Source organism: Nonomuraea sp. H19, from assembly GCF_052068215.1.
Lineage (GTDB): Bacteria > Actinomycetota > Actinomycetes > Streptosporangiales > Streptosporangiaceae > Nonomuraea.
Window position 1 is genome coordinate 410,132 of record NZ_JBQHCV010000001.1, and the last position, 12,935, is coordinate 423,066.

Annotated in this window: 11 protein-coding genes and 1 pseudogene; 8 read left to right on the forward strand and 4 right to left on the reverse strand. The window is 71.2% G+C overall.

The window, feature by feature from the left end; genetic code table 11:
- Nucleotides 1-59: 59 nt before the first annotated feature.
- Nucleotides 60-971: a zinc-binding dehydrogenase gene (locus tag ACTMTI_RS01930; RefSeq protein ID WP_441117820.1), complete on the reverse strand. Its 912-nt coding sequence runs from the start codon at nucleotides 969-971 to the stop codon at nucleotides 60-62.
- A gap of 85 nt (nucleotides 972-1,056) precedes the next feature.
- Nucleotides 1,057-3,996, reverse strand: a complete 2,940-nt coding sequence (locus ACTMTI_RS01935; RefSeq protein ID WP_441117821.1) for a BTAD domain-containing putative transcriptional regulator — start codon at nucleotides 3,994-3,996, stop codon at nucleotides 1,057-1,059.
- Between the two features lie 119 nt (nucleotides 3,997-4,115).
- On the opposite strand from ACTMTI_RS01935, the pseudogene ACTMTI_RS01940 reads away from it, so the two are divergent.
- The 7 genes and pseudogenes from ACTMTI_RS01940 to ACTMTI_RS01970 all read left to right on the forward strand — a co-directional run.
- Nucleotides 4,116-4,529: pseudogene (locus ACTMTI_RS01940) on the forward strand (NADPH-dependent FMN reductase); the annotation flags it as partial.
- A gap of 81 nt (nucleotides 4,530-4,610) precedes the next feature.
- Nucleotides 4,611-5,612: an NADP-dependent oxidoreductase gene (locus ACTMTI_RS01945; RefSeq protein WP_441118140.1), complete on the forward strand. Its 1,002-nt coding sequence runs from the start codon at nucleotides 4,611-4,613 to the stop codon at nucleotides 5,610-5,612.
- 251 nt (nucleotides 5,613-5,863) lie between these two features.
- Complete coding sequence (locus ACTMTI_RS01950; protein WP_441117822.1) at nucleotides 5,864-6,229, forward strand: DUF3499 domain-containing protein; 366 nt, start codon at nucleotides 5,864-5,866, stop codon at nucleotides 6,227-6,229.
- The gene (locus tag ACTMTI_RS01955) at nucleotides 6,226-7,059 is read left to right on the forward strand and encodes an HAD-IIB family hydrolase (protein WP_441117823.1); all 834 of its coding nucleotides are present in this window, start codon (nucleotides 6,226-6,228) and stop codon (nucleotides 7,057-7,059) included. The genes ACTMTI_RS01950 and ACTMTI_RS01955 overlap by 4 nt, the downstream gene beginning before the upstream one ends.
- Before the next feature lie 119 nt (nucleotides 7,060-7,178).
- Nucleotides 7,179-7,370: a Trm112 family protein gene (locus ACTMTI_RS01960; protein ID WP_441117824.1), complete on the forward strand. Its 192-nt coding sequence runs from the start codon at nucleotides 7,179-7,181 to the stop codon at nucleotides 7,368-7,370.
- Nucleotides 7,367-8,473 carry an SIS domain-containing protein gene (locus ACTMTI_RS01965; RefSeq protein WP_441117825.1) on the forward strand — a complete coding sequence of 369 codons (1,107 nt, stop codon included), beginning with the start codon at nucleotides 7,367-7,369 and terminating at the stop codon, nucleotides 8,471-8,473. The genes ACTMTI_RS01960 and ACTMTI_RS01965 overlap by 4 nt, the downstream gene beginning before the upstream one ends.
- Before the next feature lie 50 nt (nucleotides 8,474-8,523).
- Nucleotides 8,524-9,456 carry a cation diffusion facilitator family transporter gene (locus ACTMTI_RS01970; protein WP_441117826.1) on the forward strand — a complete coding sequence of 311 codons (933 nt, stop codon included), beginning with the start codon at nucleotides 8,524-8,526 and terminating at the stop codon, nucleotides 9,454-9,456.
- A gap of 190 nt (nucleotides 9,457-9,646) precedes the next feature.
- Here the strand turns inward: ACTMTI_RS01970 and ACTMTI_RS01975 are convergent, their stop codons facing one another.
- On the reverse strand, nucleotides 9,647-11,350 hold the full coding sequence (locus ACTMTI_RS01975; RefSeq protein ID WP_441117827.1) for a phosphatidylglycerol lysyltransferase domain-containing protein: 1,704 nt from the start codon (nucleotides 11,348-11,350) through the stop codon (nucleotides 9,647-9,649).
- 75 nt (nucleotides 11,351-11,425) lie between these two features.
- On the opposite strand from ACTMTI_RS01975, the gene ACTMTI_RS01980 reads away from it, so the two are divergent.
- Nucleotides 11,426-12,511, forward strand: coding sequence for an alpha/beta hydrolase (locus tag ACTMTI_RS01980; protein WP_441117828.1), 1,086 nt, complete (start codon nucleotides 11,426-11,428; stop codon nucleotides 12,509-12,511).
- Here ACTMTI_RS01980 and ACTMTI_RS01985 read toward each other — a convergent pair.
- On the reverse strand, nucleotides 12,508-12,840 hold the full coding sequence (locus ACTMTI_RS01985; protein WP_441117829.1) for a MerR family transcriptional regulator: 333 nt from the start codon (nucleotides 12,838-12,840) through the stop codon (nucleotides 12,508-12,510). The two genes, ACTMTI_RS01980 and ACTMTI_RS01985, sit on opposite strands and share 4 nt — an antisense overlap.
- Nucleotides 12,841-12,935: the final 95 nt, after the last annotated feature.

A 12,935-nucleotide genomic window follows, 5' to 3' on the forward strand; every position in this document is an offset into this window, starting at 1 on the left:
AAGTCTAAGGGGAGGCGCCGTCAGTTCTGGGAGTGGCGGCGCCGGGGCTCTCCGTGACGTCAGAGGTCGAGGACCACCTTGCCGTGCACATGGCGGGCGAGTAGCGCGTCGGCTGCCGCGTGGGCCCGGGTCCAGGGGCCGCGCCAGCCGATCTGCGGGTCGAGCTCGCCCTTGCGCAGGAGGTCCACGAGGTAGGCCAGGTCGTCGCCGAGCGGGGCCGACAGGTTGAAGGTCTCCAGGCGGCCGCGGTCGACGCGGGTGCGGGCCTCCTCGAAGTCGATCAGCGTCGGCTCGCGTGAGGCCATGCCGATGGCCTGCACGGTTCCGCCGTCTTCCAGCAGGTTGTAGGCCTGGGCCAGCTGGGCTCCGCCGACGTTGTCCAGCACGCCGTACACCCGCCCGGACACGGTGGACGGTCCGAAGGCGATCTCCGTCGCGCCGAGCTCGCGCAGGCCCTCGGCGCGGGCGGGGCTGCCCACGGAGGCGATGACATGGGCGCCGGCTCGGGCGGCGAGCTGCACCGCGTACCGGCCGACGCCGCCGGAGGCGCCCGTGATCAGCACCCGGCGGCCGACCACCGGGCCGAGCCGCCGCAGAGCCTGCAGTGCCGTGGCCCCGGCGACCGGGAGGGCGGCGGCCAGGCCGAGATCGACGTCATCCGGTACGACGGCCAGATTCCCGGCGTCCACGGCGCGCGACTCGGCCCAGGCACCGGACCAGCCGAACGTCACCACCCGGGTGCCGGCGGCGGGGCCGGACCCGTCTGCGGCGGCCCGGACGACCACACCGGCGGCGTCCCAGCCGGAAACGTGCCCGGGCTTTCCGTCCGCGGGCCTGAAGGCGATCTCGCCGAAGTTGAACGAGACGGCGGTCACCTGGATCAGCGCCTGGGCAGGCGCGGGGATCGGGTCCTCCGCCACACCGAGCCGCAGCCGGTGCGGTGCGGCCGGGTCGTGGATCAAGGCTCGCATGGTCGCTCCTTCATGTCGCACCCTCAAGGGAGTGAGAGTGTTGCGACCGCGACTCTGGCAAGCGGCGCGCACGATCGGCTGACGGTCAGCGCATGGTGCCGGGCGCGGCGAGCCGGGCCCTGATCCGGGCGACGTCGCCGCGTTCGGCCGGCGGCAAAGGGGCGCCGACCGACTCGCGTAGCGTGCTCGCCTCCTCCAGCAGCCGCAGCGCCTCCCCGGCCGCGCCTTCGAGCGCCGCGACCCCGGCCAGCCCTTCGTGGGCCAGGGCGATGGACCGCGGGTCGCCGATCTCGCGCGCGGCCGTGAGCCCTTCGAGATGCAGCGCCCTGGCCTGTCGTACGTCCCCCCGCTGCTCGGCGATGAACCCCAGCTCGGCCAGGATCAACGTCACCCCGTAGAACGGCACGTCGTAGTCGGCCTCCAGCCGCCGGTTCCAGTCCAGCGACTCATGGAAGAGCCGTTCGGCGGTGTCGAGGTCGCCCGCCCGCCGCGCCACGAGCCCCAGCCCGACCCGGGCGAACTCCTCGGCGAACCGGTCGGACTGCTCGGCCGCCAGCCGCATGCCCCGCTCGTGGAACTCCCTGGCCCGAGTGAGATCACCGGTCAGCAGCGCGATCCTGCCCAGGCTGGACAGCCGGTACGACACGTCGGTCCACAGCCGAAGGTCCTCGGCGATACGCAACCCCTCACGGTGCAGCCGGCCGGCGCGGTCGTGGTCGCCACTGATCTCCGCCAGGTAGGCGAGCTGGTCGGAGGCCTGCAGCCGCCCCCAGCGGTCGCCGAGGCGGTCGAATATGGCCAGGCTCTCCGTGCCGCTCCGCTCGGCCGCCGGGAGGTCGCCCTGGAACATGGCTTGTTTGGCCCGGTCGGCGAGCGCGGCCGCCTCCCCCCAGCGGTCGTCCTGGGCGTGGAACCCGGCCAGCGCCTCGTCGAGCAGCGGCCCTGCCGCGGCGACGTCGCCCCGGTGCAGGTAGGCGTGCGCGAGGAACCAGCGTGACCTGGCGTCGGGGAGCTCCTTCACCTCACCGCGCGGGGCCCCGGTCAGAATGGCGAACCCCGCCTCGTACGCCGACCCCGGGCTCACCGCGGCGAGGTAGCGGTGCCCTTCGGTGTGCCTGCCGCGCAGGTACCAGTACCAGACGAGGGCGTCCGCCAGGCGCCTGGACCCGGTGACGGCCCGCAGGTTGAGCACCTCGTCGTCGAGCCGCCGCAGCCACTCGCGCTGCGCGGGACCGTACAGGTGCGGTCGCGCCCGCTCGGCCAGCGCGATGTAGTGGTCGTCCCTGAGCCGGAACACCGCGTCCGCGGGGTCGAGGCGGGCGAGGCAGTAGGCCGCGATGCTCTCCAGCAGGCGGTAGCGGGGCGGGTCGGCCACCACCATGGACCTGTTGACCAACTGGTCCAGCAGATCGAGATCGACGCCGACCGCTTCGGCGCCCTCCACCGTGCAGCCGCCGGGGTGCACGGCCAGCGCGGACAGGGCCGCCCGCTGCGGCTCGGTGAGCTGCTCCCAGCTCCAGTCGATCACCGCCCGCAGGGTCTGCTGGCGGGCGGGCAGGCCGCGGCCGGTGGTGGCGAGCAGGCGGAACCGATCGTCGAGCCGCTCGGCGACGCCGCGCACGCCGAGCGCGCGTACGCGGGCGGCGGCCAGTTCGAGCGCCAGCGGCAGGCCGTCCAGCCGCGCGCAGATCGCCTCGACCCACGGCCGGCTCTCGGCGTCCAGGGTGAATCCGGGTGCGGCGCGGGAGGCGAACAGCCGTACCGAGTCGGCGAGGTCCAGCGGGGGCACGGAGTAAAGGGCCTCGCCGGGGATCGCCAGCGACTCCTGGCTGGTGGCCAGCACGCGGAGCCCGGGCGCGGTGCGCAGCAGCAGGCTCACCAGCTCGGCGACCTCCTCGACGAGGTGCTCGCAGTTGTCCAGCACCAAGAGCAGCTCCTGCCCGCGCAGCGCGTCGGCGAGCCGGTGCGGCAGGTCCGGCGCGGGCACCCCGGAGCGGGACCCGGCCTCGTCGCGGACGCCGAGCTTCGCGGCGACGGGCTCGGCCACGGAGCCGGTGGTCCCCGCGAGCTCGACCAGCCAGACGCCGTCGGCGAACGGCAGGTCCGCCGCGGCGGCCACGGCCAGCCGGGTCTTGCCCACCCCGCCGGGTCCGGTCAGGGTGACCAGCCGGGAGGCGCCGAGCAGGGCGCCGACCTGGGCGACGGCTTCATCCCGGCCGATCAGGTCCGTGAGGGGCGCGGGCAGGTTCGTACGGGGCCGCGCGGCCGACGTCGCCGGAGCGGGCACGGGCGCGAGCGCCGGCTCGTGCCGCAGGATCGCCTGGTAGAGCGCGGCCAGCTCCGGGCCGGGATCCAGCCCCAGCTCGTCCGCGAGCCGCGCGCGCAGGTCGGCGTACCCGGCGAGCGCCTCGCTCTGCCGCCCCGACCGATAGAGGGCACGCAGGTGCGCGGCCCGCAGGCGCTCGCGCAGCGGGTGGGCGGTGACCAGCTCGCCCAGTTCGTCGGCCAGCCGGCTGTGCTCGCCGAGCGCCAGCCGTACCTCCGCCTGCTCTTCCAGCGCGGTCAGCCGCTGCTCCTCCAGCCGGGTGGCGGTGGCGCGGGCGAACTCCTCGTCGCGGAAGTCGGCGTAGGCGGGCCCGCGCCACAACGACAGCGCGTCCGCCAGCAGGTCGGCCTTGACGTGGAGGTCCGTGGCCTCGCGAGAGCGGCCGAGCAGCGCGGCGAACCCGAGCTGGTCGACCTCGTCGGTACGCAGCACGTATCCGGTCGGCTGGAAGACCACCAGGTCGCGGCCGTCCTGGCCAAGGGCGCGGCGCAGCTGGGACACCTTGGTCTGCAGGGTGTTGGCCGGGTTGCCGGGCGGATCGTCACCCCACAGGTCGTACGCGAGCCGGTCCGCCGGCACCGGACGCCCCTCGTGGACCAGCAGGTCGGCGAGGAGCGCGCGCACCTTCAGCTCGGGGACGCGCACCGGTCGCCCGTCCGGGGTCCACACGGTGAGGGGGCCTAAAACTCCGAATCGCACCTGGTCACGGTACCCCCATCGAACCCCCAGCCAACCCCCAGCCAACCCCCAGCCGATCGTGCGCGGCCCCCGGCAGAGTCGTCCTCGTCAACAAGGCACGGCAACGAAAGGAGGCCGCTGTGAGGCTCGCGATCATCATCGGCAGCGTGCGCCAGAACCGCTTCGGGCCCACCGCGGCGGCCTGGTTCCACGCCACGGCCTGCCGCCGGGCGGACGTCGAGGTGGACGTCATCGACCTGGCCGAGGCCTGGCTGCCGGCGGTGCTCCCGGCGGAGGGCGGACCCGTGCCGCCCGCCGTACGGGATCTGGCGCCCTGGCTGGCGGCGGCGGACGCGTTCGTGATCGTGACGCCGGAGTACAACCACAGTTTCCCGGCCTCGCTCAAGAACGCCATCGACTGGTACCGCGACGAGTGGCGGGGCAAACCCGTCGCCTTCGTCTGCTACGGCAGGGCGTCCGGCGGCCTGCGCGCCGTCGAGCAGCTCCGCCCGGTCTTCGCCGCGCTCGGCGCGAGGGCCGTGGGCGAGCCCGTCGCCTTCTTCCACCACGTGCCCCCATCGGAGACAACCGCCGAGCACCTGCTCGACGCGATCATCAAGCACAAGGAGAACAGCATGTCCGCGAACCGTGAGATCCGCCTGGCCGCCCGCCCCTTCGGCGAGCCGCGCCTGGAGGACTTCGAACTGGCCGTCACCGCCGTCCCCGAACCGGCCGACGGCCAGGTGCTCGTGCGTAACACGTGGATGTCGGTGGACCCGTACATGCGCGGGCGGATGGACGACCGCGAGTCCTACATGCCGCCGTTCGAGCTCGGCGCGCCGCTGGACGGCGCGGCGGTCGGCGAGGTCGTGGCCTCGCGCTCGCCGCTGGTGCCGGTGGGCGCCACCGTCGTGCACTTCCTCGGCTGGCGCGAGTACGCGGTGCTGGACGCCGCCGCCGCGACGGTCGTCGACACCGGCCTCGCGCCCGCCGAGGCCTACCTGGGCGCGCTGGGCAGCACCGGGCTGACGGCCTACGCGGCCCTGACCGAGGTCGCTCCTGTACGGGAGGGCGACGTGGTGTTCGTCTCGGCGGCGGCCGGGGCCGTGGGCAGCGTCGCCGGGCAGCTCGCCCGCAAGCTGGGCGCCTCCCGGGTGATCGGATCGGCCGGAGGCGCGCACAAGGCGAAGAAGCTCGTGGCGGACTTCGGCTTCGACGCCGCCGTCGACTACCGGGCCGGCGCCGTCGCGGACCAGCTCGCCAAGGCCGCACCCGACGGCATCGACGTCTACGTGGACCACGTCGGCGGCGACCATCTGGTGGCCTCCATCGACGCCCTGCGCCACGGCGGGCGGATCGCGATGGTCGGCGCCATCGGCTCCTACAACGCGACCGAGCCCGTCCCCGGTCCCGCCAACCTGTTCGCGCTGGCGGCCAAGGACGCCACGCTGCGCGGCATGCTGATCACCTCCTACCTCCACCTCTTCCCGGAGTGGATCGGCAAGGCGGCGGGCTGGCTGGCCGACGGCTCCCTGAAGACCGAGACGACCGTGGCCGAGGGCATCGAGCAGGCCCCCGCCGCCTTCCTCGACATGATGCGCGGCGGCAACGTCGGCAAGATGCTCGTGAGGATCTGACCGCCTCCTGCTGCCGGTATGAAATTCCCATGGAGAAGGCGCCGCGGAGCGGTGGTGGCGAAAGCGATCACGCGGAGGACCGGGTCCAGGTGAGGGGAAGAGCGGCGGGGCGATCCCGCCAGGTGGCCGGGGGTGGCGTCATCGGGGCATGTGGGTGGAAAGGCTGCGACAGGTGTCCGAATTGTGGCGACACGCTCTTTAAGAGCGCTCAGATAGTGGCGCCTCGCACTCTTACCAGATACGGTCCCTCCGTGAGCCCCGTCCGCCGCTGTTCCCGCACCGCCTGCAGCCAGCCTGCCGTCTTCACGCTCACGTACGTATACGCCGACTCGACCGCTGTTCTCGGCCCCCTGGCGACGTACGCGGAGCCACACTGTTACGACCTGTGCGCCGAACACGCCGAGCGACTGACCGCTCCGCGCGGCTGGGAGGTGGTGCGGTTGCCGACGGACGGCGCCTCGCCCAGTTCGGACGACCTGGAGGCGCTGGCCAACGCGGTCAGGGAAGCCGCCAGGCCCATGCCGTCCGGCGGCGAGCCGGTCGGCGACGCGGTCGAGGTGGGCCGGCGCGGCCACCTCCGCATTCTACGATCTGCCCACCCCAATAGGGATCGATGACGCACCTCGCTCCCGATGCGCCGGGTAAAGTCGAGGAAGGTGTCCGCGATCGTTTCGTAGGAGCTCCGATTAATCGAAAGTTTTCCCTGGTCGCCTTCGACCTGGATGACACGCTGGCGGTGTCCAAGTCTCGCATCGATGATCGGATGGCGGCGCTCCTGGCACGGCTGCTCGATCAAGTCGACGTGTGCGTGATCTCGGGCGGGCAATACGCCCAGTTCCAGGCGCAGGTGCTGAGACACCTGCCGGTCGACGACGTTCAACGCGCCAGGCTGCATCTCATGCCGACGTGCGGGACGCGTTACTACCGCTGGACGAACGCGGAGTGGGACTTGGTCTACGCCGAGGACTTCACCGACGCGGAGAAGACGGAGATCATCGACGTGCTCACCCAAAGTGCCAAGGAATTGGGCTTGTGGGCCGATGACACGTGGGGCGAGATCATCGAGGACCGCGGCAGTCAGATCACCTTCTCCGCCCTGGGCCAGCAGGCCCCGCCCAGCGCGAAATACGCCTGGGACCCCGACGGCTCCAAGCGACGCGAGTTGTGCGCGCATGTCGCCAGGCGGCTGCCCGGCCTCGAAATCCGTAGCGGCGGCTCGACGTCCGTCGACATCACCCACAAGGGCGTCGACAAGGCCTATGGCATCGGCCGCCTGCTCGACGCGCTCGATCTCACGATCGATGACGTGCTCTTCGTCGGCGACCGCCTCGATGAGGGTGGCAACGACTACCCGGTCAAGGCGATGGGCGTGGAGTGCGTCGCGGTCGAGGGCTGGGAGGAGACCGCGGAATTCGTGGAGGGCTTCCTCGGCGTCGAGGCTCATTGAACCGGCGGCACTGAGCGACTCCGCGTTCGATCAAGCGGTGTTCCACCACATACAGGCCGTCATTCGCAATGCCGGATCCACCTGAGCGGTGCCGCCGTGATGTTACGGTCGAGTTGGCGATGGAAAACGAGATTGGTGAACGAGTGAAGATCGACGACTGGCTGCTGGAGATCCTGGCCTGTCCCGCGTGCAAGGCGCCCCTGCGTGCCGACACCGAGGCCGACGAGCTGGCCTGCACCGGCTGCGGCCTGATCTACCCGGTCCGTGACGACATCCCCGTTCTACTCGTCGACGAGGCCAGGAAGCCGTGACCTGGGAGCCGGAGCGGCTCGACGACCAGCGGCATCTCAGCGAGGGCGACCCCGGCGGGATGCTGCCGGCGGTCGCCGCCTCTGCGGCCCACATACGCACCGGCTACCGCAACGCCGTCGAAGCCCAGGTCGACCGCCTGGCAGGGCACGGGCGCCCGCGCGCCATCGTGGTCGCGGGCATGGGCGGCTCGGGCATCGCGGGCGACATCCTGTCGGCGGTCGTCGGCAGCGGTGCGCCGTTGCCGATCGTGACCGTGCGCTCCTACCAGCTCCCCGGCTGGGTCGGCGCCACGGACCTGGTCATCGCCGTCTCCGGCTCGGGCGACACCGAGGAGACGCTGTCCGTCGCCGGTCAGGCCGTGCGGCGCGGCTGCACCCTGCTCGGCGTGGGACCCGCCGGCTCCCCGCTGGCGGCCATCGCCACCCAGGCATCCGCTCTGTACGTGCCCGTCCCTGTCGAGGGCCAGTCCAGGGCGAACATCTGGCTGCTCAGCGTCCCGCTGATCGTGGCCGCTGCCGCGCTGCGGCTCGTGCCGGCCGACGCGGAGCTGTTCGAGCGGGTGGCCAAGTCGCTGGAGGACATGGCGCACCGGTGCCGGCCGTCCAGTGAGTCGTTCATCAATCCCGGCAAGTCGCTGGCCATGGACCTGGCCGAGAGCGTGCCGATGATCTGGGGGTCGTCGGCGCCGACGGCGGTGGCCGCGTACCGGCTGGCCTGCCAGCTCAACACGAACGCGAAATATCCCGCCATTTTCGGCGAGCTGCCTGAGGCCGATCACCACCAGGTGTGTGCCTTCGACGGGCCGATGGCCGAGCGCGACCTCTTCGCCGACACGGCCGGGCGCACGCTGAGGCTCGTCGTCATGCGGGACGTCGACGAGCATCCGCAGGTGACGCGGCGGCGCGAGGCGACGCTGCGGCTGGCGCGCGAGCGCAGCGTGCCGGTCACCGAACTGGCCGCCGAGGGCGTGCACCCGCTGGAGCGGATGGCCTCGCTGATCGGGCTCGGCGACTACGCCAGTACGTATTTGGCCCTGGGATACGCCATCGATCCGACCCCCGTGTCAGCGATCGCTGAGCTGAAGGCCAGAATTTCGCAATAGGATCCTTTTCCCAGGCCTTTATACGTGATCTTTATGAGTGGAGCAGACCGGTGAGCGCGAGCGGCGGAACCAAAGCGATCGTTGCGGCCTTGACCGCGAACTTGGCCATCGCCGTGGCCAAGTTCGTGGCCGCGTTCTTCACCAACTCCTCCTCGATGCTGGCTGAGGGCATCCACTCGGTCGCCGACTCCGGCAACCAGGTGTTGCTGCTGATCGGGGGCAAGCGGGCGGCGCGGGCGAGCACCAAGGAGCATCCGTTCGGCTACGGGCGCGAGCGCTATTTCTACGCCTTCGTGGTGGCCGTCGTGCTGTTCACGATCGGCGCGGCGTTCTCGCTCTACGAGGGTGTGCAGAAGATCATCCATCCTCATGAACTGTCATCGCCGATCTGGGCGTTCGGGGTGCTGATCTTCGCGATCATCGCCGAGGCGTTCTCGTTCCGCACGGCGATCAAGGAATCGAACGCCGTGCGCGGCAAGCAGGGCTGGGTCGCGTTCATTCGCAGGTCCAAGTCGCCCGAGCTGCCTGTCATCCTGCTGGAGGACCTGGGCGCGCTGCTCGGTCTGATCTTCGCGTTGTTCGGCGTGACCATGGCGGTCGTCACGGGAGAGAGCGTCTGGGACGGCATCGGCACCCTGATGATCGGCGTGCTGCTGGCCGTCATCGCGATCGTGCTGGCCATCGAGACCAAGTCGCTGCTGGTCGGCGAGGGTGCCTCACCCGAGGTGGAGGACCAGATCCGAGCCGCTCTGACCGGAGCACCCGAGGTCACCCGGGTCATCCACATGCGCACGCTGCACCTGGGGCCCGAGGAGCTGCTGGTGGCGGCGAAGATCGCGGTCGAGCACAACGACACCGCGGCCGAGGTCGCCCAGGGGATCGACGAGGCCGAGCGCCGCATTCGCGAGGCCGTGCCGATCGCCCGCGTGATCTATCTGGAGCCGGACCTGGACCGCGCCCACAGCACGTCCGCCTCAGGCTGACCAGCGGATCCGCTTCCGGCCGCCTGTTCATTCCCGGCACGGCGGCCTGGGGTGACTTCCAGAAGTGACCGCTCGCCGGCCCTGGAGGCGCGCGAGCGGTCACGGGCGCGTGAGCCGGGCGCCTGGGACGGCCAGGCGCGGCGCACGTCGTGAGGCGACGTGGGGCGTCCTTGGGCAGGGACGGCGGGTGTCATGAGGCGAGCCGGGCCGGCCGGAGGTGTGGAAGGCGCAGGCGGTTGCGGGAGCGGCCCAGGGTGATGAACGCCTCGGCCTGCAACGCGGCCACGCCGATGCGGGGCAGGTCGCGGGCGTTCGGATAGACCACGAAACGGGGCTCCCAGATCGGCCGGAACTTCGCGTTGAACCGATAGAGCGACTCTATCTGGAACCAGTGCGACAGGAAGATCAGCAGCGCCCGCCAGGCCCGCAACACCGGACCGGCGCCGAGCCGCTCGCCGCGGGCCAGAACCGCGCGGAACATGGCGAAGTTCAGCGAGACCTGCGTGATGCCCAGGGTGGGCGCCGCCTGGAGGGTCTTGACGATCAGCAGCTCGTTGAGCCCCGGCTCGGCGGTGCGGTCGCGGCGCATCAGGTCGAGCGAGATGCCGCGCGACCCCCACGGCACGAAATGCAGCACGGCCTTGAGCTCGCCGTCCTTGTGCGCGGTGGTCACCAGGCAGTCGGCGTCGGCCGGGTCGCCGAAGCGGCCGAGCGCCATGGAGTAGCCGCGTTCCGTCTGGGTGCCGCGCCAGGCGTCGGCCGCCTCCTGGATGCGTACCCTCTCCTGGTCGGTCAGGTCGGCGGCGCGGCGCACCCGGCAGCTGTAGCCGGCCCGCTCGGTCCTGTTGACCATCTGGCGGACGTTGCGCATCGCGCGGCCCTCCAGGGTGAAGTCGGCCACTTCGATCACGGCCTCGTCGCCGAGCTCCAGCGCGGACATCCGGGCCTCGCGGGTCCACACCTCGCCGGCCGTCTCGCCGCAGCCGATGACGGCGGGCACCCAGGCGTGCCGCCTGGCCTCGGCCATGAACTCCTTGATCGCCGCGGGCCACGCCTCGCGGTCGCCGATGGGGTCGCCGCTGGCCAGCATCACCCCGGACACGACGCGGTAGGCGATGGCGGCCTTCCCCGAGGGGGAGAAGAGCACGCTCTTGTCACGCCGCAGCGCGAAATAGCCGAGCGAGTCGCGTTCGCCGTGCGTGGCGAGCAGGCCGCGCAGGCGTCGCTCGTGGTCCTCGGTGAGCTCGGCGACCGGCCGCGCCGGCCGCAGCGCCAGGTAGAGCGTGGTGACGACGGTGAGTGTGCCGAGTGCGAGCAGCGAGAAGTAGACCAGGTCGGAGACGCGCTCGTTGGCGAACGTGACCGGTCCCTCGATCCCGGCGAGGCCGAGCAGCACGTGTTCGAGGCGGTCCAGGATGCCCGGGTGTCCGATGATGGCCCGCGGCCGGACGCTGACGATCAGGTACCCCAGGCCGACGTCGATGGCGCCGAGCACGAGGAGGTTGCCCAGCGCGCGCCACCGCGAGCGCGGGTCGGGCAGTGCGGAGAACTCGCGCCGGCCCGCCACGAGGGCTGCCAGCAGGGCCAGGCTGATCAGGGCGGCGCCCGGGCGCAGGTGGGTGAAGCTCATGACCGCACTCACCGGCAGCAGCACCATGACCGCGCGCCACGCCCGCACCTTCCCCCTGCGCAGCGCGTGCGCGATCATCACCAGCATGATGCCGATGACCAGCGAGGACGCCTTGGCGACGGTCGTGACCATGCCGGGCAGGAGCTCGGACCACTCGCCCATCCGGCTCTGCCCGAAATGGGGGAACACGGCCTTGCCGATGTCCAGCAGGCCGATCATCAAAGATGCGTACCCCGCGGCGGCGAGGACCCAGGATCGCTTCACGTCTCAGATTGAATTCCGTACGAGTTAATCTCTTCGTTAACTTCCGGCTTACGGTCCAGCAGGTATTCATGCCTCATGGAACTTACCTCGGTCGCGTTGATGCTGGTCACGGCGGGGTCCGCGGTCGCCGCTCTGGTGGCGGCCGTGTGGCTGTGGCCGCGGCTGAGCGCCAGGAGCGTGCGTGCCGTGTTCGGCAGGGTGGGCGTGCTGGCGTTCTGCCAGGTGCTCACGCTGGCCGCGCTCGGCCTGGCCGTCAATGCGTATTTCGGCTTCTACGGCTCGTGGAGCGACCTGCTGGGCACCGACACGGCGACGGTGCCGATCACCGTCGCGACGTCGGGGCTTCAGGTGCTGAGCAGCCGGGCGGTGCCGGGCGGGCGGATCGAACAGGTGATCATGCCGGGGCCGTCGACGCACCTGAGCGAGGAGGCGTACGTGTTCCTGCCGTCGGCGTACCTGAAGAACAAGACCGAGCGCTTTCCCGCCATCCTCGCGCTGACCGGGTACCCCGGCGATCCGCGCAACCTCATGACCCGGCTCGATCTACCCGGGCGGATGGCGCACGCGATCGCGCTGCGCCAGGTCAAGCCCACGATCCTGGTCATGATGCGGCCCAGCGTGGTGCTGCCGCGCGACACCGAGTGCGTGGACGTGCCGCACGGGCCGCAGGTGCAGACGTACTTCGCCCGCGACGTGAAGCAGGACATGATCGCTCACTACCGGGTGGCCGGCGGGCGGGACTCGTGGGGCATCCTGGGCGGCTCGACCGGCGGCTACTGCGCACTCAAGATCGTCATGAGTCATCCGGACGCGTTCTCGGCGGCGGTCTCGCTCTCGGGCTATTTCAAGACGATCATCGATGGCACCACCGGCGACCTGTTCCAGGGCGACAAGTCGCTCGAGCAGCGCAACGATCTCATGTGGCGGCTGGCGCACCTTCCGGCGCCGCCCGTGAACGTGCTCGTCACCAGCAGCAAGAAGGGCGAGAGCGAATATCCGGCGACCATGCGGTTCCTGGCCGCGGCGAAGCCGCCGATGCAGGCGTCGTCGCTGATCCTGCCCAGCGGCGGCCACAACTTCAACACCTGGAACCGGGAGCTTCCCCAGGCGCTGCCATGGCTGGCCCAGCAGCTCACCGCCGGCGCCGCGCAGGGGCCCTAGCGGCCACGGAGAAGTCGCAGGGCCTTCTCCTTCTCGAAGTCCAGGGCTCTGCGGGGCACCTGGATGCGCCCGATGCGCACCCCCAGATCGCGTACGGCCGCCGCCACCGCGGGCTCGCTCAGCACCCGCAACGCGAACGCCAGCTCGGCCGGCGACACGTCGAACTGCTTCTCCAGCTCCACCCCCTGAGCCACGGCGGCCAGCTCCTCAGGGCCGAACCGGCGGTGCGCGCCCTGCTCCCGCACCGGCGGCAGCAACCCGAGCGCTTCCCGGTAGCGAAGCATCCTTGGGGACATGCCGAGCCGCTTGGCCGCTTCCGTTATCCGCATCCTTACATTCTTACGTCAGTTTCCGCGTTGTGCGGATGCGTTCCCGGTCGAGCGGCCCTTAGACTCGTCGGCGACAACCATCCGTCAGCGCGAGG

Coding starts and splice junctions, on each gene's coding strand:
- ACTMTI_RS01930 (WP_441117820.1), bottom strand. CDS start 971: ATGCGAGCCTTGATCCACGACCCGGCCGCACCGCACCGGCTGCGGCTC.
- ACTMTI_RS01945 (WP_441118140.1), top strand. CDS start 4,611: ATGTCCGCGAACCGTGAGATCCGCCTGGCCGCCCGCCCCTTCGGCGAG.
- ACTMTI_RS01955 (WP_441117823.1), top strand. CDS start 6,226: ATGACGCACCTCGCTCCCGATGCGCCGGGTAAAGTCGAGGAAGGTGTC.
- ACTMTI_RS01960 (WP_441117824.1), top strand. CDS start 7,179: ATGGAAAACGAGATTGGTGAACGAGTGAAGATCGACGACTGGCTGCTG.
- ACTMTI_RS01980 (WP_441117828.1), top strand. CDS start 11,426: ATGGAACTTACCTCGGTCGCGTTGATGCTGGTCACGGCGGGGTCCGCG.
- ACTMTI_RS01985 (WP_441117829.1), bottom strand. CDS start 12,840: ATGCGGATAACGGAAGCGGCCAAGCGGCTCGGCATGTCCCCAAGGATG.